Origin of the sequence: Bacillus sp. DX3.1 (assembly GCF_030292155.1) — a bacterium.
GTDB lineage: Bacteria > Bacillota > Bacilli > Bacillales > Bacillaceae_G > Bacillus_A.
The window spans coordinates 1,542,410-1,566,630 of record NZ_CP128153.1 but is presented as its reverse complement, the minus strand read 5'-3'; the positions used below and the strand labels follow the sequence as shown (position 1 = coordinate 1,566,630).

Here is a 24,221-nt window from a genome sequence, read left to right as displayed (position 1 = left end):
TCTTATAACATATTTTAAAAATAGTGTATCTTATTTTTTTACATCCAATATTTCCAAATGAATTGATCGTATAAAAATCCTTCTTTATTTACATCCGACTCTGTTATCACGTAAGATTCTCCATTCGCGAATCCCTTATACCCCTTCTCTAATTTATAAAGTAAATCCTTTGTTCCTACATCAATTCGCTTTTCGATTTCTCCATCTTTATCCTCCCAATAATTGAATAGTTTTAAATTCAGCATTGTCGGAATTGTATTCATCCAGCTTTCATAAGAATAAAATGCGTCACTCCGTTTTCCTTTTGCATCATTGGAATCAAATTCAGCAATCATTCCCATCTCTCCTTCAGAAGGAGAACGCCCTTTTACTATGTATGCTTTCCCATCAGCTCCACTATTTTTTACGTTCTTGTTATATGTATCAAACGTCACTTTTCTAAAAATCCCCATTACATTGTCAATCCCTGTTCCCTCAAATATGAAACTATTTTTCACACCTGCACCGTGGCCACCTTTTCGATCTCTTCCACCTTGTTCCATTATATGACTTCCAGATTGAGACCACGTATTTATAATATTTTTATATTGATATTTCTTGAACTGTTCCATGTAATAACGGTAAGAAAATTCCGAAAAAATAGTTTTAGTCTTCTTCACACCAAAATACATCGTAACAGCCACTATTGTATTTCCATAACCATTTTTGTAATTCGGATTATACGATTTTTTAAAATTTCCTTGCTGATCTAAGCCTGTATAAAAATTATTATCGTCATCATATGACCAATGAGAAGCAATTGCTAAAGAGCGCATAATCCAATCTACTTTCTCTCTCTCTTCTCTATTTAATTCTTCCCATATCATCTCATTATGCTTCACCAACACAAGAGCTTGGGCAACTATGTTATGTGTCCTACCATCAAGTCCACCATTTGCATTTGGTTCCTTTCCACCACTTATAAGACTACGTACATGTTCTAAAATCCTTTCTCTTACCTCTACCCTCCCCTGATTTTCATACGAAAATAATGATAAAAAATAAAATGCTTTTGCTTGTTTCACATATACAGCTTTAATATCTCGCCTTCCTTCAAATGCAAGCAGTGGTTCCTCCATTGCAACACGTAATATCTTCTCTTCATTAACGATGCGTTCACTATTTTTATTTTTCTGTTCATATACATATAAGAAAGCTACCATACCTAAAAAAAGGGCACCTATAAACCATACCGTTTTCCTCAGCAAATAAATTCCTCCTTATCAATCAAAACTCCACTCTTGTCCACACTCTTTGCATACTTAACGTATATACATATTAATAGATTAATAGATTTATAAAAGAAAGAGTGGTTTTTATATAATGAATAATCTCTCCTCATTTTTCCCCTTCCCCACCTCTTTAGTTGATCAAGCTTTATCTGAATCATTACTTGCAGTGATTTCTCCTCACTATACAGATACAAGCAGCATTATTGTAAAACGCGCAAAAGCTTTTTACTTTTTAACTCTTTGTTGCTTCTATAATCCTGAATATAAAACACCTAAAAATATAACTGTAAAAACACGAGTCCTCCAACATATCAAAAGTGTGATTAGTTCAGGTAAAGAGCCGAATGCAAACGGCGGACTTGATGGTCGCACTCACAATATTATTGCACAAACATTTTTACTTACAAAACATATTCCTGCTATTTGGAAAGAACTCTCCCCACTAGAAATCCAAAAGATCGATTGGCTTATGAGAGCCTTTACTATTGCTGGACACTGGTCATACGATGATAACAATGATTTTTATACCGGTTTAAATCAACTAGGAAATTTTAAAAAGTCTTATAATCCCAATTACCGAAATGGATATGTAAATGTCATGATTGCAGCTTCCTACTATTTTGGTGCAGATAATGTAAATCGTTTCCTGCAAAACTTTGACTATACAACCTATATGAATATGTTTCAGCAATTAGGATTCACAAATATTTACAATACGTGGATAAAGACATCAAAATCTTTAATGGAGAGCGGTGGTTATGACCGCTATGGTGGTTCTGGAGCTGGTATAAAACATTCATTTTCTTATCAAGGAATTCCATTATCCAACTCTATTTCTCTCTTTCATACAGTATCCCAATTTACGTACAGTGAAATCGTAACAAACACAGGAGCTAATGGGAGAGCATACCTTATCAAAGGGTCTTCTCCTGTTGTGGGACAATCCGGTATGCTCAAAGAATTTAATGCTACTGATGCACAAGGGAAACGAAGCGATGCATTTTATTCCTATGAAAGCTGGATGAATACCGTTCCAACATTAACTAATTTGAAGTTATTAGGGGATTGGGATGTTAATCAACAAAATCAGTCTATCGAAGCTCTTATACAAGTTGGTACAAAAGATTTATTATATAAATTACAACAAGGCTATATGAGTTATTCCAACGGAAAAACTCATCTCTCTAACACGATGGAGGCAAATATAGAAGGTTATCAATACGATCAGACCATATGGAATGTTATCCTAAAAAATTAATATGTTCCAAGTAAGCCTCTTGTTTGTATAAAGCAATACGCCTATACAAAACAAGAGGCTTCTCCCCTTTTCACTATTTCACAAAATCATATATAACTTGTCTTCGCCCAATCGAATGATACTGTATCTCATACTTTTCTATTTCCTCTAATGTAAAACAATTCCGTCCATCAAAGATGGTCGCTTCTTTCATTAACTTTTGAAAATTAATTAATGGATAGTTCTTAATTTCATCCCATTCCGTCAAAATACATACACAATCAGCATCTGTAATCGCTTGATCTATTTCACTAACAAAACTCACCTCGTTCGGTAATACTTTTTTAGCATTTTGTATTGCAACTGGATCATACGCTATTACTTGTGCTCCAAACTTGAATAGTTCTTCAATAATAGAAATGGCTGGTGCTTCTCGAATATCGTCAGTATTCGGCTTAAAAGCTAACCCTAAAACCGCAATTCGCTTTCCTACTATATCACCATAAAGTGTTTGTAGTTTATTAATGAATTTTCTTTTTTGCTCATGATTAACAGCTATAACTGACGCTAAAAGTTGAAATGGATATTGTACATTTCCTGCTATCTGCATCAATGCATTTGTATCCTTTGGAAAACAAGACCCTCCATATCCAATTCCAGCTTTTAAAAATGCATTTCCAATACGTTTATCTAACCCCATTCCATATGCTACTTGTTCAATATCCGCTCCTACTTTTTCACATAAATTCGCCATTTCATTAATAAAACTAATCTTAGTAGCTAAAAATGCATTTGATGCGTATTTAATCATTTCCGCACTTTTTATATCCGTTTTTACAATAGGAATATGTAAGGGTTTATATAACGTCTCCATTTTTTCAAATACATCTTCTTCGCTTGCTCCGATTATAATTCTTTCTCCTTGAAATGTATCATGTAAAGCACTTCCTTCTCGTAAAAATTCTGGATTTGAAGCAATTTGGATACCGGCGTTACTTCTTTTCTTTTCACTGATTACCTTTTTTATAGCATCATTTGTCCCAACTGGAACCGTGCTTTTCACAACTACTATGACATCTTTCACAACACACTCAGCAATCCGCTGACTCACTTCAAAAACATTTGTCAAATCAGCAGATCCATCATCTCGTTGCGGAGTTCCTACTGCTATAAAAATAAAATCCGCCCCTTGAATGCTTGTCCCTATTTCATTCGCAAAAAACAGATTCCCAGCAAGTGTATGTTGCTTTATATATATATCAATTCCTGGCTCATATAGAGGAGATTCTCCTTGTTTTAACATATTTATTTTTTGTTTATCAACATCTATACAAGTAACTTGATGTCCTAATTCTGCTAAACATATAGCTGTTGTCAATCCAACATATCCACAACCAAATAAGACAATCTTCATCTCTATCTTCCTTTCTCTCTATATTCGCTCTAAGTAAAGTGCCAAATCCTGCACTAAACCAGACTCTCGCTCGATATAAGGTTTATATTCTTTTTGTTTTACTACTTGCAATTGATCTAACAAATTGGAAACATCATTTAAAATTTCTACCATACCAGATTCAGAGAACATTTGAGCAATTTCAACTTGATGATCATCAACATGTTCTTTATATTTCTTTCTTCTTGGTACAACAATGACTTTCTTTTTCTGTTTCAACGCTTGAATAATTGAACTCGTACCACCATGCGTAATCACAATGCTAGCACGTTCCATATATACCGAAAATTCTTTTGGTGTTAGCATCTTTTTCACCCCGATATGCGTAGGTATATATGTTGAATATCCAATTTGTGCAAACATCTCTTCCGAAACTTTTCTTTTGAGAGCTAATTCATCTAACTCTTGAATCAATCGATTAAATGCAAACTTTTGTGTTCCAACAGTAATGAATATCAATATATGCCCCCCTTATATTCTGCTTTCGGGTAAAATTTTTTTAGCTCTTGTGACTGAATATAAAAACGATCAGCTAAGGGATAAACCATTCTTCCCGTAATCGTTGGTGAATGTACTTTTGCAAAGCTTTCAATAAATATAATTTGAGCGCCCATTAATTTTCCAAATAAACAAACGGGAAATGTCGCACCAGCACCTGTTGAAATGACAACACTAGGTTTTTCTTTCCATACATACAGCAGTGACAACCATATATTTCGTAAAAAAACAAATAAAAAAAAGAGATTTTTCCTCTCTTGTTGTTGTAAATAATAAACTTTATGTTGTTGTCGTAAAGACGCCGTTGTCATATTTTTTTCCGTTATAAAAAAATATGAATACTCCTTAACGATTGGTATGAGCTGAAAAATTTGTGATAAATGGCCTCCCGACGAACTAGTGAGACAAATTTTCATTTCTCGTTTCCTCATAACATACTCCTTTATAAAAGAACTTAATAAACACCTCTTTTATTCTATGCTGTTCATATGGTGCTGCTGTTTCAATTGCTTTTTTTCGCATATATTCTTTTTTTTCCTCTGAATACGAAAGGAAGTCATGTAGCTTTTCTATTAGATCTTCTCGATCCCCAGGCTGAAAAAACAATCCATTTTCTTTATCTAAAATATAACTTGTTAAACCACCAATTTCAGAACCAATAACCGGCAACCCGCAACTCATTGCTTCTAATCCCACCAATCCTAAACTCTCTCCGATTCTCCTCGTTGGAAATACAAAAACTTCGAATATATTATATAAAAGACACAGTGTTTCATGAGAGACAAAATCAAATAAAATAACATCATCTTGTATAGCCAATGATTGAATTTGTTTCTGTAACTCTTTTTTATTTTTCCCATTTCCCACCATGATTAATTTCACAAAGGGAAGAGCATCAGCCCTTTTTAAAACTGAAAAGGAATAAACTAAATCATCCCACCCCTTTTCATAATCGATTCTACCGACATAACCAATATAACGATATTGCGGCGACAAGTGTAGGGTAGAAAATTCCGCTTCTGCAGGATAAAATATTTCTCTGTTAATGCCACCAGATGGAAAAACTCCAATTGGAGTGGCTATCCTATATTTCTCTCTAATAATATTTTGAAAATATACAGATGGTACAATAATAAAAGCGGAATGTTTTAGTAATAGATGTACAAATGGCTGTAATAGTCGTTGTATACTCGTCTCAGGAATGACGTCACTTCCATGAACATTCGTATAAACTTTAATTTTTCTTTTCAATAATTTTATAAGCAAAATTGGCAAGGCATTGTGTGATGCATAATGTACATATATAATATCGTAGGAATAAAACAATAATTTCCACATGATTTTTATATAGTGGCATACATAAGCCAGTGCTTTTTGTAACAAAGCTGTTTGTTTATACATAACAATGGGCTCTAATTCCATTCCTTCCTCTACCAATAAATCCGCCGTTTTTTTCACAAATATTCCATAAGCAGGATAATCTGCACTTGGATACATATTAGATATGAGCAATATCTTCATGACAAATCTCCTTTAATATGTCATTCAAATTCTCATAAATATTCTTCCGATTGAATTGGTCTGTGTCTATATACTTCGTATCAGCTTCTCTTCGTTTATTTAAGTCCATAAGTGCTCCATAAATCTCCGTTTCATCATTATTTACTACAGAAGAAAATGGTTGATCAAATAATAAATTATGCAAATAACCATAACGAATATCATTTATACATAAAATATGTTTATGCAATGCCATATAGTCATATACCTTCGTAGTTGGTTCATATGGATGCCCACCCGAAATAAGAACTGTATAATCAGCTCCTTTAACATATTGCAACGCTTCTTTATATGGTAGAAAACCAGTTTCATGTATGTACTTTCTCATAGTTGGTTTGTTCTCTATAAACTCTTGAATTACTTTTTCTTGTTTACCAACATGAATAAAATTTATCTTCTCCTCATGGCCTTCATTATATTTTTGAATTGCATGGAATAGAGGAAACGGATTTCGAAATGTCCCAAATTTCCCTGTATATACAATCTTAATCCCTTCAACATTACTACTTTTTTCAATAACATTTGTAAAGTCTTCTGGATCATAGCCATTTGGAATTGTAATAAACTTATTGTCTTTTTCATTGCAATACTGCTTTTTATACATATTCGTTGCATCTTCAGTAACATTTAAAATAAAGCTTGCTTCTTTAATAACGTTTGGTTCAATTTTGCCTGCAACCCTTCTTCTTATTGCCGATTGATTATACGGGGTTAATAACCATGGATCTCGAAAATCTAAAATATATGGAATTCTCATTTTCTTTTTTAAAACTGGAGCAATAATCCAATGAAAATATGGGCCTCCTGTGTATAAAATATAATCAAACTTTGTAGTCGTTACCTGTTTCTTTAATTCCTTATACAGCGGGAATGCCCAATACAGCCCTTCTTCTTGAAAAGACGTAAATGTAGCCCATCTTTTTGTACGTATTACCTCTACAGCTTCAGGAATATCTGCTAATTTATTGTAATCTATTTCATTTTTTTCATAATATTCTTCACTCACTGTTACAATCGTTAATTCCCATCCTAACCTATGAAAATATTTAACAAGCTTTGTCATTCTTACTCCCCCTACTGATCCATAAGGTGGAAAATAATACGCAACAACCAGCAATTTTTTCATATTTCTTCTCTCCCATCATTCACCAAACTTTGAATTATTAAGGTAATAAAACAAACTTGAGCAAATGTATCATTTCCCAAATTTGCCATTGCATTATATGAATTAATCATGAGAGACCAGATTAGAAAATAACATAATATACGGTACTCCTTCTTTTTTAGTAAAAGATACGCTGGATATAAAAAACATAAAAAATAAATTATCCCTACTGCTACTAATCCATAATCATATGAAAGCATTAACAATGGGTATTCAAAATTTTGCGTATCATCATGAAAACTTTGTGCGACAATTCGGGAATAATTCTCACCTTTTCCAAATAATACGTTTGGCAATTCTTTCCCTTCTTTGAGAAGTTGTTCTATTAAATCATTACGTCCAGAAGAAACATCATTATTTTCAATTCCCGTCGTAAAGCGCTGTAATAGATTGTCTTGAAATAAACTGGATTGAGATAAAAAAAATAATAATACTACTATCCCTATATAATAGAGAAATCGATATTTTGTTTGATACACGAATAACAACAAAAATAAAAATAAAAACAGCGCTGTTTTACTTCCGCTTAATAGTAAGCCAATCGCTGTAATAAGAATGATAAGATAGGGGGGGAGTAATGTCTTTTTTTTCGAACTATAAATGAAATTTAGTATAAAGAAACACAAAAAATACTTTGCATTCGTTAATGGATGTCCCATGAAAGAGTACAATCGATAAATATTTGATAAATTTTCATTATATATAAGACTACTTAAATCTTTCCCTACAAATATGGTACTTGCCATTTCTAACTGTAGATAACGGTTCGTCACATAATCTACTAAGCCAAAACAAAACAAAGCAATTATTAATATGTTAAAAAAAAACAAAAATTTCCCGAGGGTATGCAGCGCTTCATCTTTTGTTAGCTGAATGCTCACTAAATATAATGGGATCAATACAGATGTAATTGTTAAAATCAATTGGCGGCTATCATAATGAAGAAAGAAAATACTGTTAATCATTACAATCATTGACGCAAAAGAAGCTAGATAAAATAAACCTACCAATATACGTTGCTTAATAAAATAGAATAGAATACAAGCAATACTTATAATCAAAAATAACAAATTAAATGATGTAAATGTACTTTGAATCGTAGACCGAATCGTCTCATTCAATACAAACAGTGATAAAAAAAAGTAAACGCTGTAATGAATTGTAATGAACCTTTGAGATTGCATATTTTGTAACGAATACACCGTTTTATCCATACTTTAAACCCCTTGTTACCTTTTTAATCATCCTTTGATAAAAGAAATGATTTACAAAAATAGTAAAGAAGTATGTAACCGCATTGGCACAGGCAGCTCCTAATACTCCATACTCTTTGATAAAAATATAATTCAAAATTACATTCATAATAACAGCGACAATTCCCGTATAAAAATTCCCTTCTATCTTCCCTATACTCATCATCGTAATCCCTTTCGGAGAATATAAACTCCAGAAATATAAACCTGCTAATAATAAATAAAAATAAGGGACAGAGGAACGGTATGTTTCACCAAATACAAAGGGAATACAAAACGGTACAATGCAGCCAACAAAAACTATCATTACCGTCATTAATAGAAACATTCTTTTTCGATACGTATTTACAATTTTTTGTATCTCATTTATGTTTTTTGATTTTTCAGAAATATACGGAATCATAATTCCGTTAAATGACTGAGGAATCATCATCATAGCGCCAATGATTAGCTGTGCTACACTATAATATCCAATTTCAGTTCTAGCATCCGTCATATAACTCAGCATAATAATATTAATTGTCGACAGTAATTGTCCTAATAAATTTGTTAAGCACGCAAATAAGCCCATTCTCAAAAGTGCTCGTACATAAATCCATTCCATTTTCACCTTAAAAAAATCTTTCAAATCCGCCCGTACTAGATATAAACAAAAGAGAACTGTTATACAGTTTGATAGTACAAGACTGATAATATAGCCTTGAAAATGAAAAAAAAGTGCTGCTATTATACTCATCGTTAATACAAGCATTTTAGTAAAGATTTGAACTTTTGAAAGAAGTTTCACCTTTTTTTGCGCCTGCCAGTACACAACTAATATTCCGTTAATAACCATAGAAGGGATTAATAAACAATACATTTTCATCGCTTCATTAATTAAACGATCCTTTGAAATAAGTTGCACATCCGCTAAAATAAATACAATACTTGTGAGGAAAAGAGCACTACATAAACTAATCTTTATTCCTACTAAAAAGTACCATCTCTTCCGTTCTTCCCCTTGTTGTTCTGCACATTTCTGTAAAATTGCCGTATTCATTCCCACGGTAGCTAACAATACAAATATTGCTGTAAATGACTGTAGAACTTTGATTCTTCCAATTTCTTCAACAGTTAACCATCTTGTTAAAAAAATCTGTCCACTAAAACCTGCTAACTGAATAAACACATTAGCAGATAACAAATGAAAAAAACCTACTTCAATGATTTTCTTCCAAAGCATATATATATCTAATCTCATTTTCACAATTACGCCGTTCACTTGTTTCATATTGTTACTCCTCTAAAGAAACAATTTGCTTATATACATCACATAACCTTTCTGCATAGTCTAGTGATTTATATTGCGATAGTTTTTCTTTATAAGTAGAATAATGTTGTATAACATCTAGTGTTTTAGCTTCTAAAGCATTCATATTTTGAGAGGGAAACACAATGGTTCCTTCAGGTCTTTTGCAAACATCACTTGCAATTGCTGGAACACCAAAATAAATAGCTTCCGCAATTGATACTCCAAAACCATCCATTAATGTAGGACGAATAAATAGATGACTATTTTTGAGAACAGGATAAAACTCGGTGTCTTTCACCTCATAAAAATATACATAGTCATTCAAATGGTATGCACTGACTTGATCTTTCAAACTCTCATAATATGCTTTCTCACTATCATTTTGTCCACCCACATCTAAAACAGCTATAAAGAGACTTGCTTGTATATCGTTTGAATGAATTCGTTTCAAGAGGTGGATTAATAAATCAAAACCATATATATCTTTTTCATTCGAAGTACGTACACATCCATTTGCACAAATTAAAAAGGAACTTTTATTGATAAAATCCCATGCTTCATTAGAAATCCCTCTCTCATCATATTGTGTTTCAATCGGATGTACGTAAGCAGGAAGTGTCATTACATTTTGTTTTTGAAACCCTAATGTCAACAACTCTTGTGTATTCCTTTCATTTACACAAATAACCTTATCTATACGACGTAAACTATTGATTAAAAAAAATCTTTTTATTCTCCCTGCGTTTTTCAGTTGAAAGTATAAACTTTCTCCATGAACTGTTAAAATAATTTTTTTTCTAAATATTTTATAAAATCCTAACAACATTCTTACTCGTATATCCGGTGAATGAAAATGTAAAATATCCCCTTTTAAAAACGGAATTTGCCAAACAAATTTAATATATCGTTCTATCTTATACACTTGCTCCGCAATATCATCCCGTTTTGCTTCATTATAAACCGCACACGTATATCCATTTACTTCCAAATATTGCTTCATTCTCTTTACATGAACAGATACTCCACCAACTGGGGGTGGGTATGGTGCAACCATAACAATACGCATACATTCTCCTTTCCTACACTTTTAACTTTTGAATATGAAACAATTGCTTTCCTCTCTGTGTTCTTTCAATATCATCCACATATACAATATGAATATCCACGCTATCTCCAAATTTTTTATATAACTCCCTTAAGATTAAATGCTCACTCTCGATTCTATACGTATTTTTCTTCACAATTTTCAATATAACAACACCTGGTCGATCTTGATAAAATTGAGCCAATTCAATTTGTTCCTGCAATGAAAAGATCACTTTATAAGCTCCTGTCAAAATTACTTTATTTCCCGTCTTGGTTATAACAACTTCTTGCTCCCTTCCTAAAATTCTTTTTGCTAGTACATGGTTCCTTCCGCATGAACATGCTTTATTTGTACATACTGCTAAATCTTTTGTTCGGTAACGAATAAAAGGCATAACAGGATTATGAAAACCAGTTGCAATTATTTCTCCAACTTCGTCTTCTTGATTCACTAATTGATTACCATTTGCAAACTCTACAATTCCATACTGGCTTTCAAAATGGTACATTGTACTATTCTCACATTCTCCAGCGATTACAGCATGCTCAGTATGACCATAAAATGATAGTATTTTCTTATTAAAAGCAGCTTCAATGATGGCTCTTTGTTCCGGTAAAATATTTTCTGATACACATAAAATTGCTTTTAAATGGAAGGAAGGAAGTTGTAATCCATGTTCTATCATATACCGAGCTAAAAGAAAAAGAGAAGATGTGTATCCTTGAATGAAATCTGGCTGAAATGATTCAATCTTTTTGAAATATGCCTCTATATTTTGAGCATTCAATTGTGAAGAAGATAAAAACAACTGACGTTTCCGATATTCAAACCATTTTGTTCCTGCTGTAACACTTTGTCCCATCAGAATCACTCGTCGATTTTCCTTACGTATGTTATAATCAGCCCTTCCCCAAATGTGGGTAACAAACGCCCATTCTTTTGTCAATTCTGTTCTATCATGTCGATAAAAACCAAACGGTACACCCGTTGATCCACCTGTTGTTACATATTGAATCTTTTTCTTTTTATACTGAATAGAAATAAATTCTTCTAAATGTTCTCGAATAATTTCTTTGGTTAAGTAAGGGATTAATTTCAAATCATTCATACATTGAATATCTTTAGGAGCAAGATCTCGTTCATTAAAAATCCGCTTGTAGTACGGAACCATTTCATAGGCATATTGTAACAATTCTTGAAGCTTTAGCATTTGGTGCTCTTCTTGCTTTTTCTTATCCCACCACTGTGATTCTTCCAAAAACATATACATATCTCGGTATAATTTCCCGCATCTTATATAATCAGGTATTTTATAATACATATGTCGCAATGTATTAGAAACGAACCTCTTCATTCTTATCGCTGCTCCTTTTTTTTAGCACCCCTATGTTACATGATGTATTTTGATTTTTTCCCTTTATCACTAATTTTTTACTTTTAACTTTTGTACCATAACTCTTACTAATCATACAATCTTCTACAAACAACTCTCCATGCAAAACTTCCACATAAAGTTGTAGACCTTTTTTGTTTAATCTACACCCCGTTTTCATTATGTCAATTGTTACATCATCATCTAAAACAAAGTTTGATGTATATTCACAAATTTTCCCACTCGTTGTTTGTTTATCAAAAAAAGAATCTTTTATCCATATTTTATTCTCTTGTAGCTTTATATCTCGCTCATGTATAAGATCACTAAATCCTCTATGTGTTCCTATAAAATGCTGTTTTGTAAACAAAGAGCATTTTGCAAAAGTCTGTTCTGGTAATGAAAATAACAAGGTTTCATGTATATCATTTTGCTCCTCTTCATTCACCTGAATCGTATTATGCATATTTGTACTTCTAAACAAATTTCTCATTTTATAGTCTGCAGTATATACGTATGTTCCTGAATCTATAAAAAAATCTTCTCCTGACACGTTTAATTCAATACTCAACATATCGTTGTGGCTATGAACACCTCTTCCACGAACAGAAAGTTCTCCACAACGAACAACACAATAAATTTCCTTATTTTTCAACAAGTAATACCCACCATCGGGATATGCTTTAGAGGTATATTCATTTTTTCTTTCTATAGCTTTAAAAGAACCACATATCCACAAAGCATTTTCTTCATGGCTAGTTGCATAAGCCCGAAAATCATCCCGATTAAAAAACTCACCTGCAATTGCTAAAACATGGCGAAAATCTCGTTTATCTTCATTTCCATATTGAGATAAAATGAGTAATCGTCCATCATCTGCATCCCCTATAATCGGTGATAACCCATTTTTTTTCGTTATATCCTTTATAAATTCACACATCTTCTCTAATACAATACTATATTTCATTGATAGTTCTATTCCATTTTTTTCACACAAGATTGTTGTTAACAATAACATTTCGGTTACTAAGCGATGATAGGCGGTAGAAGATTCAAAATTTGTCCCATCAACATTCACTTGGTTCTCCCATTCTTTTTCTAATTCTTTGAGTGAAAAAGCTAACCATACATTCGGTTGGTAAGAACTAGATTTTGTTATTTTTAAACCTCGAAAAAAAATTCCTAACCAAATGAGCCCTACTATATTTGTCAAATAATGATTTGCCCGATACTCTCCTTTATTTTCAAGGTTTTTATAAATAAATACTCCATGTAAATAAAGAGATTGAAAGAAACCTTTTTTAAATTCTTTTGTTATAAGCGGAGATTTTTCAAAGAACATATATGCACTCATCCAATTTATTGCTCGAATTGCAACCTCCATTGAACAAGTCCAATTTACCGACATTTCTACTGGATTACTTTCGATCCAATCTTCAACTTGATTTATAAATTCTTCTACATATTGGTGATTTTGTGTAATCCAATATGCTTTTCCCAGCGTAAAAAAATGATAGCAACGCGAAAGTTCCCACGGTATTTTCACATCAGCATCATTATATAAATCAATTTTCTTTATCTTTTTGTAATACTGTGATTTCCATTCGTATCCCACTTTAAAATCAATATGCCAAGGAAGTTTCTCTCCTACATCGCATATTCCTGAACCCAATATTCGAAAAAAACGTTTACATATTCTGTCAGCATCCTTTTGGATTTCTTGTAATTGTACGTTACTTAACTGCATCATAAACTGCTCTTTCTCATCCTCCGTAAAGAAAAAACACCAATCTGACTGAAACATAGAAAAATCGATATAAGAAGCTGTAATAGGATAACGAGATATCCACCTTCTGCGAATCATATCTTTACACATCGTTATAGATTTCCTAAACGATTTTTGAAAAAACTTCTTTTTAGGAATTGTATTCCATTTGTGTAAGATGCTGTTTTCTTGCACTATATTTAATCATTCCTCTCGTATCTATCACTGTCTTGTTTATCAATAACTTTTGATTAATAGATTTAAACTTGTCATGATCAACTAAAAACACAATAATTTCTGCTTTTTCAAGTGCTTCATCAATTGACGTTAAACGAATTCCTCCTGTTTGAAGGTTAGATGGTAGTGTTGATATATACGGCTCAACAACCAATAATTCTTCTTTATCCTCAAACTCTATTAATTGTTCAACAATTTTCATGGCTGGACTTTCTCGTAAATCATCTATATTTGCTTTAAATGACAATCCAAAACAAGCAATTGTTGGCGTACTAAATTTTACTGCTTGCTCTCTTATTTTTTGCACCACATGATACATTTTATTATCATTCACAATACGTGCCGTATAAATCAGTTTCGATTGTTCTGGTGCAGAATTGACTATAAACCAAGGATCTACTGCAATACAATGCCCTCCTACCCCTGGCCCTGGTTGTAAAATATTGACCCTTGGATGGTGATTTGCTAGGGAAATTAATTCCCAAACATCAATTTGTAATTGATCACAAATAATTGACAGTTCATTTGCAAATGCAATATTTACATCCCTAAAAGAGTTCTCTGTCAATTTAACCATCTCAGCTGTTCTTGCATTTGTTTCTAATAGATTTCCTTTTACAAATCCTTTATAGAAATCTTTTGCTTTCCTAGTAGAATCTTCATTCATACCTCCAACTACTCGATCATTCATCTTTAGTTCCTGTAATATATGTCCCGGAAGTACGCGTTCAGGACAATAAGCTACATAAATCCTACTCTTTTCGTTTCCTTTATTACTACCCTGAACTGTTATATCAAGCCTTTTTTGTTCAATTACATCTGCAACCATCTCTGTTGTTCCAACTGGACATGTTGATTCGATAATAACAAGATCTCCTTCTTTTAGAACTGGTATAATAGAATCAACTGCATTTTTAACGTAGCTCACGTCCGGTTCATAGTATTTGGTAATAGGTGTAGGAACAGAAATAATAAATACGTCTGCTTGTATAGGTTTAGTTGAAACCGTTAATGTTCCATTTTGTACAGCTTCTTTCACTATACAATCTAAGTCACGTTCAATAATATGTGTATCTCCATTTCGAATGGTTCGAACTACTTCTTCATCAATATCAACACCGTGGACTTGATAGCCTTGTGATGCTAATAAGCTAGCAATGGGAAGACCAATATATCCTAATCCAACTACACATGTTTTCATTTCATTCATCCCCTACATTAATATGCTCCATTATTTTTAAATAAATATCGAATGGTTTTAATAATAATTTTTATATCATACATGATTGTTCGATTCTGTATATACATCAAATCTAATTCCACCATTTCTTGAAATGACAATTGATTTCTACCATTTATTTGCCATATTCCTGTACACCCTGGTATAACTAATAATCTTTGTTTTTCGTATTCTGTATATTCTTTTACTTCTCTTACTAGTGGTGGTCTTGGTCCTACTAAACTCATTTCTCCTTTTAATACATTCCATAGCTGAGGTAGCTCATCAATACTAGTCTTACGTAATATCCGACCAAATTTAGTAACACGAGGATCATTTTTTATTTTAAACATCGCTCCACTTACTTCATTATGTGGTAATAATGCTTGTAGTTGTTCTTCCGCATCGTATACCATTGTTCTGAATTTATATATATAAAATACGCATTCTTCTTTCCCAACCCTTTCTTGCTTAAAAATCACACTACTTTTTCTATCACTTAATTTAATGAAGATGCTTACCAAAACGAGTAATGGTGCTAATAAAATAAGTCCAAATAACGCCCCTATAATATCCATGCATCGTTTACCGATCACATACCGTTTCCTCGGTTGCATGTACAACATTTTTTTCATAGGCATCTCTTGATTTGAGTTCATTTTTTGGCGGTCCTTACATTAGTAAATATTCTCATAACCTTATACCTCCACAAAAAACTAGCATGAATTTTCTTACATTTAGGCATCTAACCCATCCTCACACCATACTATTGATGACAAGCATCTAAGGTAATAAAATTACCCACAGCATAGCCGAGTACCTCCATTGATATAGGTGAGGAGATATTACCTAAATCATAAAATATTATATACATACTTTTTTTCTAACGAGTATTGTTCATTGCAAATCCAATTACACGAACGGAAAGCTCTTCAGCGATACTGCGCGTTTCATAAAGCTTTGATTTTCTTGTATACTCTTTTTGAATCATAAAAATAACACCATCACATAAGCTGGATAACAATTGTGTCGTTGCATTTTCATTGAATCTCATAGCATTGATCAAGACAATATCAAACCCTTTATGACTGTTTTCAAATAATAATTTTAATGAATCTATATAATTTTCTTTTTCTGAATATTCAGAATTAAAAACTTTCGCCGGTACTACGTATAAATTTTTTAAGTGTGACTTGTAGATAAGAGGAGATATCCTATTATCAAGCATAGAATCATCACTCGGTCGTTTTTCTAATTGCAAATGGTGGTGAATATTTGCACCTTCATAATCTGTATCAATTACTAATACCTTTTTCCCTTCTTCTGCAAATATTTTTGCTATCATACATGTAAATGTATAAACCCCATTTTCTTTTTCAGGTGCAGTAATAACAAATGTTTTCATTCCTTTTTTTATATTCAATATTTCTAGTTTCAATTTTGCTTTTCGGTAACTTGTAACCCCTTCTTCCACTCTTCTGTCTTTATTTCTCTCCCGAAAAAGTTTATACATGTGAACCACCTACCTGTTATAAAGTTAAAAATTTTCCGGTTTCATCATCCGGTAAATACCAATCGTACTTTCACATAAATTGTTTCTTGTAACTACAGGTGATTATCTCCTTCTAATTTTTTCATTTTCGTAGAATTTCGAGAATATAAATTTTGTACTCGATTCGTATTAGATAAATCAATATTTTTTTCCTCTATCACTGTAATCATCGGAACTTGTAAAATATTTTTCACATCTTCATCAAACCAAATTTTATCGTTATATATATTTCTTACTATCGCTAATCCCATACCTACTACAATTCCAAATATAATAGATGCTAATACATAATTTTTTTTGTTTGGTTTTACAGGAAATTCTGGTTCCTTGGCTTCAGAAAGTATTTCTATATTTTTCACATTCATTTTGTCTTGCGAATGCTGTAAGAACACATTTGCAACTTCTGAAGCTATAGATTTTGCAATCTTTGGATTCACGTCTTGTACAGTAATAGACATGATTTGCGTATTCTTTTCATTTACAATTGTGATTTTTTCTTGGAGTGTGCTAGTAGATTCATTTAATTGAAGGTTCGTTCGTACTATATCTAATATTGCGGAGCTTTTTAATACGAGTGTGTATGTGTTAATAAGCTGTAGATTAGCTTGAATTTCATTGTATACAACATTAGCATTTGGTTGTGCTGATGGATTTACTATGAGCTGAGTTGAACTTTCATACACAGGTTTCGTTATAAAGAACACATATGCAAGACTTATTGATAAGAAAAATAATGTTGTTGCCGTTATTTGTAATACGTTTCTTTTGAGAATTGCTGCCAAAAAAGATAAATTAATTTTTTGTTCCATATCATCGCCCCGTATTATATTTTATATAGATTATAACATCATTCTCTAAGTTTTTATCCTAAATTTACCACTTAATTTCGACGTATTTTTCCATTAATACGAATATTTTGAAGTATAATGTAATATAGTACATTGTTTTTTTTAAATTTATTCTCGAATTTATAATAAATTTACCTCATACTAAAAAAAGCGGCTCCTGTCTAGGAACCGCTCTTTTTATAACATTTTTAAAAATACTTCTGGTCTTCCCCAGTTCATCTGCTGACAGACAAATCGCATTTTTACTTCATCAATTGTATGAAGTCCTTCTTCTAACAAACAAGAAACTGGAACTTCACAATGAATTTGCGCTAATTGTAATGATATATTTAAGTTCTCTAAATCACTTTCAATTTTTGTACGCTGCGCTTTCGTTAATGACGTAATATTTTCTAAAACAGCTGCTACTGTACCATGCTCTTGAATGATCTTATATGCTGTTTTCTCACCGATTCCTTTTACACCTGGATAGTTATCACTTGTGTCTCCCATAAACGCTTTCGCGTGGACGATTTGCCAAGGTTCTACCCCTTTTTCTTCCATAATCTTCTCTGGTGTATAGTACTCATAGTTTCCAATTCCTTTACGAAGTAGCATAACCGTAACGTTCGTATCCACGAGCTGTAGTAAATCTGTATCACCTGTTAAAATATATACCTCTGCTTCACTTTTATATACTTTCGCTAATGTACCGATACAATCATCTGCTTCATAGCCTTTCATTCCAATTACAGGAATGGACAAATGAGCTGTCATTTCTTGTACTAAATCAAATTGTGGAATTAATTCTTCCGGTGGTGCCGCACGATTTGCTTTATAGTTCGAGAAAGACTCTGTTCGAAACGTTGTACTGCCCATATCCCAGCACGTTACAATATGTGTCGGCTCAATTGCTTGCGTAGCAGTTAACAAATGTTTCATATAGCCATGAATCCCGTTTGTCGGGGTACCATCTTGTCGTTTCATAAATTGTCCGTAAACACTCGTTGCGTAAAAAGCACGAAATAATAGTGCCATACCATCGACTAACAATACTTTTTTCATAATTCCTCTCCTAATAAAAAAATAATAACCTCACGTCATCACGTAAGGTTATATATAAATAGATTACCATTCTACGTATCTTTTCAACTCTATCTATTATACATTGTTTTTCTATATTTAGCATCCTTATCTATTCCAACCACAAGTTCTAGACAGTCATTTTTCACAACATGTGTTCAATAATCCACAATATGTGTTTTTCCCAGTTGAAACGACAACAGCTCTTGCATTTCCATTTACAATATGTGAACCCATAAAACATACATTTTCAAGTTCAAGTGGATTGTAATCTTTCATACGTTTCAATGGGATAAATCGTTTACGCTCAAGATGATAACAGCTTTCAAATTTCTCGACAGTTGTTTCTTTCCCTGTTACCGTAGACTCATTTACTAAGAAATCCTCTGCATAAATAATACGTACGTCTGCCGGAACAATATCACCTGCAAAAAGAAAAATCATATCGCCAGGAACAAGCTCTTCAATTGGAAGCTCCATCATTTTAGAATCACTGTTCGCTCCTTGAACAGCACACTCTTCTACTCTTGAAACAGTAACTGTCATAGACTCATGCTCTGTTTCACTATGAACATGATGTTTTGAAAACAGAGGAATGATCTCGCCTAATTTCATCATAATATCAGCGATCAATGCTCGTTCAGAAGATAATTGATTTTTTCCATACACGTGCATACGCTTTTTCGCTTCTTGACTAGAAAGGCCATTTCTCGTTGTTTTAAAATAAGCAAATACAGACTTTACATCTCTCGTTGCAATTTCAATTAACAACTCTCTATTTTGTTGTAGCATAGATTGTTCTTTCATCACTTTTTTACTTTGTTTTTGAGACATGTTACCCACAAGTTTATTTACATATAACATACTATCGTCTCCTCCTTTATAGCATAGGAAGAAACGCTTTGTTTCTCGATTTATCCTGCTTTAACGACTGAAAATCTGTTAAAGAGTGACGCGTTCAACTAACGATTATGTTTAAACAAGGCATAACGAATAACCGTTCGTAAAACGTTATCTTATGATAAATATAGAGGGAGGAACAAGTCGTTTCCTGCCTACATCATATATTTTTGTTTTGAAGTATATGGGTAACGGAACCGAGTCAGAATTTGACATGCTCCTCACCTCCTTATTCGTTTTTTTAGTCATTTTTTATACTATGAAAATACTTGTATCTTATTAATAAAAAGACCTTTACTCGTAAACGAGTAAAGGTCTGTACATACGCAAATAAGCGATTCCTAATAAAATTAGAAATACACGAACCTCTCCCTCGCCGAGTTTTAGCACTGTATAGCATAGGTACTTTACCAGCTACATTAAGAAAAACCTTAATTCGATCATTCCTGTTGACCCATTGGCGTCTCTCGACATTTTTGGGCAGTAGCATTTCTCTATACAGGAGCCTCACCTAACAGAGACATATTTTATTACATAGAAAATGTTACTCCTATTTAAAATAGATGTCAACACCTTGTGCTTAAACATAAGAATCATTTCCTAGAAAATGATTCTAGCAAGAATAGTTCTATTCTATATAAATACAAATTAAAAAAACGACATAAAACCCTTTTTTTTAGGTGGAAAAGAGCATCCAGCCATGCATAGAAGCGGTCAGATCCTTTTTCTGCCTCATGCCAAGTGAAAACAAAGAGAGAAAACGAGCGCAGGTCACCTGTTGTTATCCATAGCCGCGGCTATATGTCGAAAAATCAAAATGGATTTATATAATACTAATTGTTTAAGGTTTTGTATACTACTGTTCCATATTTTTCTATGATTTCGCGATAAATCTCACCTAAAATCAAATCTTTTACAATACATTTTACTATACGCATTTCTTCTTAAATTTAATATAGTTTGTTTCACAAAAAATTCATATGTAATATAAGTATTTATTCTATCTTATAACTTTTGGATATGAGTATCTTTAAAACCTGTTTTATATTTAAGGCCATATCCTAACAGTCGATCCATTCCAATATGAGCTGTCCAAATCAAACCAATCATAAGGAGGACATCCAATTTTAGAAAGACGCCTATCAAAATAAGGAATATCGATACTATGTAAGTATGAAACAAGTTATAAACCTGTGCACCAATATGGTTATTAATAAGATATGCTAGCATTGAAACATCAGGTACTAAAAGCAGCAAGAGGAATATTAACCAGCTAAACTCATTTAATGCGTAAATATAAATAGTCGCTATTAAGACAATAAACCCTTCGAAATGTATGATTTTTTTCTCCATGTTTCACTCTCCTCTTTAACCATCAGTTAATAATAAGTAAAGGTTATTAATACTTTCCGTAATGTTTTTAACATGATAATCAGCTATTTTTTTACATTTTTCATACAAAGCTTCACCGCTAAGATAAAGTGAAACTTTGATCAGTGGGGTTTTCTTCATCCCCCACTGATCATTAGTTGAACGAATCGGGCTTTTACGGACAGTTTATCCCCCACCTAACTTCTTTTCTTTTTGTTGAACTTTGAGGTGGGGGTATTACTGCCCGTTAATGCGGGATAAAAAGTTATAAAACCATGAAATGATAGGTAGATAGACCATTAGTTAATTCAGCACGAGCATGGATGGATTTTCTATTTTTTTATTAGAATCGCTTTGCAGAAAATATTGAATTTCTTCTTCCTTTATTAAAAACATTACTCTAACTCCCTTAAAATGTAAATAATTAGTTGAACGTGTTTTCTTTATTTAATAAGTAACATAACGGAAACTTCCATAAAACTATTAAAAATATATTCTCCTTAAGCTATAAATGAAAAAAGTAAACCATTGGATATGGTTTACCTTAATGTAACAGAACATTGACTATGTATCAGAAGGATTAACGAAAGACAAATAAAAACCTTACGTATAAAACGTAAGGTTTTTTATATAGCCCCACACATGCCGTTCTCTATAGATGTCCATAAACCCGCTCTCGCAGGTGGATGCTCTCACAAAAGCTTTCAGCTTCCTTCTTAAAAAGATGGCATGCCGTTCGCATTTAAATATTGAGCTTCCGTATTACACTCATTGGTTTAAGACATACACAAGCTACGTACACCGTAGGAATTTTATATATTGTAAGATGAAATAAGAACCCCCGCAAGTGCCGTCTCTCGTAAATGTCCAAAAACCCGCTACTCGCAGGTGGATGCTCTCACAGTTGCCGTACATCTTCCTCCACTGGGAAGGCTTGATGATGGCCTCTAAATGTTGAGCTTCCGTATAACTAACATCGGTTTTAGACATAAATAAGTTACGCACACCGCAGGATGTTTTATTTACTTGTCGTTATCTTAACACATCAAATACAATGTGTAAAACATATTGTTTTGAAGTGTTTTCTTGTTTCTATCCCTATTTTAATACAAATTTTTTCACCATGCAAGAGGTTACTTTTCTTCTTTCGCAATTAGATTTTCAGGATAAGAAATCCAATCACTCCAGCTTCCAGCATATAGTCTAATGTTATTGAAGCCAGCTGTTTGTAACGCTAGTACGTTCGGACATGCAGTAACACCCGAGCCACAATATACAATCGTTTCTTTCTCTTTATCAAGATGACGGAAACGTTCTTGTTGATCAACCTCACCTTTAAATTGACCTTCTACTGTTACCCCATCTTTCCAAAAATAATTTTCAGCTGTTGGAATATGCCCGGCTTTCGTATCAACAGGTTCTTCAAGACCGGCATAACGCTTGGGCTCTCTAGAATCAATTAACGTCATGTTTGCATTTGTGTTGATCTTTTCTTTCAGTTCTTCCATCGTTATGAGTATGTCTTCCTCTAAAGATGGTACAAATGTTTTTGGTGCAACAACCGACAAATTTGCTGTTGTAGGCAAGTTTTGTTCTTTCCAAGCCGGAAAACCACCATTTAACACATGCACTTTTTTATGTCCTACATACGTTAATAACCACCAAAGACGCGAAGCCATTGCCCCAGCTTGACTATCATATGCAACAACTGTCGTATCTTCATCAATACCAGCTTGAGACAGTTTTTGGATAAATGTCTCAACATCAGGAAGAGGATGACGTCCTCCATGCTTTGTAACTGGACTTGATAAATCATGATCTAAGTCAAAATATAATGCATGAGGAATATGCTCCAGCTCATACTGCTCTCTTCCCCAATTTATATTTGCTAAGTCAAAACGACAATCGATTATGCGAACATGCTCATCTTCTATATGATCACGCAACCATTCGACTGTAACTATCATCCTTAACGACCTTCTTTCTCTTGTAAACGACCTACATACTCCATAACCATATCTTCTGTTACAACTTTACGCTGCGGGGCAACACCTCGTTTGGCAAGTGCATTAATTTGCTGTGTTACCATATTAATTGCATCCACTGAGAAATGTTTTCCATTTGACGCAAGCGATACTGCCGCCTCAATGGCTGCTTCACGCTGTGCTTCTAGTTGTAAAAATGTTGTAACGATTTCATTTTGTTTACGAGAATGTGCTGTAATAGCTTTATGTACTTCCATCTTCTCTTCCCCCTACTGTATACTTTAGTGCTGTTTCCTCACATCGAAGTTACTGCATGATATCCATTGTAAGCCGAATCATATCACGGCATACAATCCCATTTTCAATAATCTCTTCTTCATAATGCTTCGAAAAGTAATCAAAATCAATAGAAAAAATTCGAAAATTATATTTTTGATAGAAAGCAAGCTGTGAAACACTAGAATTACCTGTCCCAATTTCAAGCGTATGCATGTTTTTTTCTTTAGCAACGGTAATTGCATGTTGTAGCAGTTGTTTTCCAACACCTTGTCCTTGCACCTCTTCCAAAACGGCGATATTTATTATCTCCATTGTATTTGGCCTTGTTTCAAGCAAAACATACACACCTACAACATGCTCATCATGTTTGGCAACATATATGATGCCACGCTGTAAATAAGAAACAATTTGCTCATGACTTGGATCAGCAAGCAATAACAACGACATAGGCGCCATACTTTGCGAAATGCGTTCCATTACTATTTCCATGAAAATTTCCCCCTTCTCCATTGTTCTAAACAACCCTTGTCTACCATAAATAATACAAAGGAGGAATTCACCATGGACAACAATGAAAAAAATTGCAACGTCATCTCAATTGATGGAAAGAAAAAGAAAAATGGCACATATTCCTATCCAAAATTAGTTATAGAAGGGAAAACATATGAGTTTACTTCGTTCGTCTTATGCGGTGAAACACCAGATGGTAGACGCCTTGTCCTTACTCATATGATTTCCACAGATGAATTCGCCGGTTTTGTAAAATCATTAGATACTGTATTACAAAAAAAAATTGAACGAATCTTTTTTTCCTAG

General features: G+C 33.1%; 23 protein-coding genes, 2 other RNA genes and 1 riboswitch. Of the genes, 2 read left to right on the top strand and 23 right to left on the bottom strand.

All coding sequences use genetic code 11. The features are described 5' to 3' along the window. Nucleotides 1-38: 38 nt before the first annotated feature. A complete protein-coding gene (locus QRE67_RS07830; RefSeq protein WP_286124335.1) occupies nucleotides 39-1,247 on the bottom strand; it encodes a hypothetical protein in 1,209 nt (402 codons plus the stop codon). 115 nt (nucleotides 1,248-1,362) lie between these two features. On the opposite strand from QRE67_RS07830, the gene QRE67_RS07825 reads away from it, so the two are divergent. Continuing rightward, entirely contained in the window at nucleotides 1,363-2,529 is a 1,167-nt protein-coding gene (locus QRE67_RS07825; RefSeq protein ID WP_286124334.1) for a hypothetical protein, read from the top strand. Between the two features lie 73 nt (nucleotides 2,530-2,602). Here QRE67_RS07825 and QRE67_RS07820 read toward each other — a convergent pair whose 3' ends face one another. The 22 genes from QRE67_RS07820 to QRE67_RS07715 form a co-directional block, all read right to left on the bottom strand. Continuing rightward, the gene (locus tag QRE67_RS07820) at nucleotides 2,603-3,922 is read right to left on the bottom strand and encodes a UDP-glucose dehydrogenase family protein (RefSeq protein WP_286124333.1); all 1,320 of its coding nucleotides are present in this window, start codon (nucleotides 3,920-3,922) and stop codon (nucleotides 2,603-2,605) included. Between the two features lie 18 nt (nucleotides 3,923-3,940). Then, complete coding sequence (pssE, locus tag QRE67_RS07815; RefSeq protein ID WP_286124332.1) at nucleotides 3,941-4,420, bottom strand: PssE/Cps14G family polysaccharide biosynthesis glycosyltransferase; 480 nt, start codon at nucleotides 4,418-4,420, stop codon at nucleotides 3,941-3,943. After that, nucleotides 4,417-4,890, bottom strand: coding sequence for a PssD/Cps14F family polysaccharide biosynthesis glycosyltransferase (gene pssD / locus QRE67_RS07810; RefSeq protein ID WP_286124331.1), 474 nt, complete (start codon nucleotides 4,888-4,890; stop codon nucleotides 4,417-4,419). Before pssD ends, pssE begins: the two co-directional genes overlap by 4 nt. Beyond that, nucleotides 4,856-5,980 (bottom strand): glycosyltransferase, encoded by a 1,125-nt coding sequence (locus QRE67_RS07805; protein ID WP_286124330.1) that lies wholly within the window; start codon nucleotides 5,978-5,980, stop codon nucleotides 4,856-4,858. Before QRE67_RS07805 ends, pssD begins: the two co-directional genes overlap by 35 nt. Next, complete coding sequence (locus QRE67_RS07800) at nucleotides 5,958-7,145, bottom strand: glycosyltransferase (protein ID WP_286124329.1); 1,188 nt, start codon at nucleotides 7,143-7,145, stop codon at nucleotides 5,958-5,960. The genes QRE67_RS07805 and QRE67_RS07800 overlap by 23 nt, the downstream gene beginning before the upstream one ends. Continuing rightward, nucleotides 7,142-8,398, bottom strand: coding sequence for an O-antigen ligase family protein (locus tag QRE67_RS07795; RefSeq protein ID WP_286124328.1), 1,257 nt, complete (start codon nucleotides 8,396-8,398; stop codon nucleotides 7,142-7,144). Before QRE67_RS07795 ends, QRE67_RS07800 begins: the two co-directional genes overlap by 4 nt. Further along, nucleotides 8,391-9,707: a flippase gene (locus QRE67_RS07790; protein WP_286124327.1), complete on the bottom strand. Its 1,317-nt coding sequence runs from the start codon at nucleotides 9,705-9,707 to the stop codon at nucleotides 8,391-8,393. The genes QRE67_RS07795 and QRE67_RS07790 overlap by 8 nt, the downstream gene beginning before the upstream one ends. Before the next feature lie 4 nt (nucleotides 9,708-9,711). Next, complete coding sequence (locus QRE67_RS07785) at nucleotides 9,712-10,794, bottom strand: glycosyltransferase family 4 protein (RefSeq protein ID WP_286124326.1); 1,083 nt, start codon at nucleotides 10,792-10,794, stop codon at nucleotides 9,712-9,714. Between the two features lie 13 nt (nucleotides 10,795-10,807). Then, nucleotides 10,808-12,169, bottom strand: coding sequence for a phenylacetate--CoA ligase family protein (locus tag QRE67_RS07780; RefSeq protein WP_286124325.1), 1,362 nt, complete (start codon nucleotides 12,167-12,169; stop codon nucleotides 10,808-10,810). Next, a complete protein-coding gene (locus QRE67_RS07775) occupies nucleotides 12,150-13,934 on the bottom strand; it encodes an alginate lyase family protein (RefSeq protein WP_286125212.1) in 1,785 nt (594 codons plus the stop codon). The genes QRE67_RS07780 and QRE67_RS07775 overlap by 20 nt, the downstream gene beginning before the upstream one ends. A 169-nt stretch (nucleotides 13,935-14,103) precedes the next feature. Then, entirely contained in the window at nucleotides 14,104-15,399 is a 1,296-nt protein-coding gene (wecC, locus tag QRE67_RS07770; RefSeq protein WP_286124324.1) for a UDP-N-acetyl-D-mannosamine dehydrogenase, read from the bottom strand. Nucleotides 15,400-15,407: 8 nt separating this feature from the next. Next, on the bottom strand, nucleotides 15,408-16,043 hold the full coding sequence (locus tag QRE67_RS07765) for a sugar transferase (RefSeq protein WP_286124323.1): 636 nt from the start codon (nucleotides 16,041-16,043) through the stop codon (nucleotides 15,408-15,410). 248 nt (nucleotides 16,044-16,291) lie between these two features. Then, on the bottom strand, nucleotides 16,292-16,921 hold the full coding sequence (locus tag QRE67_RS07760; RefSeq protein ID WP_286124322.1) for an AAA family ATPase: 630 nt from the start codon (nucleotides 16,919-16,921) through the stop codon (nucleotides 16,292-16,294). Between the two features lie 92 nt (nucleotides 16,922-17,013). Then, nucleotides 17,014-17,769 (bottom strand): YveK family protein, encoded by a 756-nt coding sequence (locus tag QRE67_RS07755; RefSeq protein ID WP_286124321.1) that lies wholly within the window; start codon nucleotides 17,767-17,769, stop codon nucleotides 17,014-17,016. A gap of 216 nt (nucleotides 17,770-17,985) precedes the next feature. Next, nucleotides 17,986-18,852 carry a 5'-3' exonuclease gene (locus QRE67_RS07750; RefSeq protein ID WP_286124320.1) on the bottom strand — a complete coding sequence of 289 codons (867 nt, stop codon included), beginning with the start codon at nucleotides 18,850-18,852 and terminating at the stop codon, nucleotides 17,986-17,988. 156 nt (nucleotides 18,853-19,008) lie between these two features. Continuing rightward, the gene (locus tag QRE67_RS07745; RefSeq protein ID WP_286124319.1) at nucleotides 19,009-19,734 is read right to left on the bottom strand and encodes a P-type ATPase actuator domain-containing protein; all 726 of its coding nucleotides are present in this window, start codon (nucleotides 19,732-19,734) and stop codon (nucleotides 19,009-19,011) included. 398 nt (nucleotides 19,735-20,132) lie between these two features. Continuing rightward, nucleotides 20,133-20,296, bottom strand: a riboswitch (M-box (ykoK) riboswitch). 479 nt (nucleotides 20,297-20,775) lie between these two features. Then, the gene (locus QRE67_RS07740; protein ID WP_286124318.1) at nucleotides 20,776-21,123 is read right to left on the bottom strand and encodes a DUF4260 domain-containing protein; all 348 of its coding nucleotides are present in this window, start codon (nucleotides 21,121-21,123) and stop codon (nucleotides 20,776-20,778) included. Nucleotides 21,124-21,770: 647 nt separating this feature from the next. Then, nucleotides 21,771-21,954: non-coding RNA, 6S RNA (gene ssrS, locus QRE67_RS07735), on the bottom strand. A 21-nt stretch (nucleotides 21,955-21,975) separates the two neighbouring features. Next, nucleotides 21,976-22,159: non-coding RNA, 6S RNA (ssrS, locus tag QRE67_RS07730), on the bottom strand. Nucleotides 22,160-22,274: 115 nt separating this feature from the next. After that, nucleotides 22,275-23,108, bottom strand: coding sequence for a sulfurtransferase (locus QRE67_RS07725; protein WP_286124317.1), 834 nt, complete (start codon nucleotides 23,106-23,108; stop codon nucleotides 22,275-22,277). Between the two features lie 2 nt (nucleotides 23,109-23,110). After that, on the bottom strand, nucleotides 23,111-23,383 hold the full coding sequence (locus QRE67_RS07720) for a YpbS family protein (RefSeq protein WP_286124316.1): 273 nt from the start codon (nucleotides 23,381-23,383) through the stop codon (nucleotides 23,111-23,113). A 49-nt stretch (nucleotides 23,384-23,432) separates the two neighbouring features. Continuing rightward, on the bottom strand, nucleotides 23,433-23,894 hold the full coding sequence (locus QRE67_RS07715) for a GNAT family N-acetyltransferase (protein ID WP_286124315.1): 462 nt from the start codon (nucleotides 23,892-23,894) through the stop codon (nucleotides 23,433-23,435). Nucleotides 23,895-23,966: 72 nt separating this feature from the next. On the opposite strand from QRE67_RS07715, the gene QRE67_RS07710 reads away from it, so the two are divergent. After that, nucleotides 23,967-24,221, top strand: coding sequence for a DUF3931 domain-containing protein (locus QRE67_RS07710; protein ID WP_286124314.1), 255 nt, complete (start codon nucleotides 23,967-23,969; stop codon nucleotides 24,219-24,221).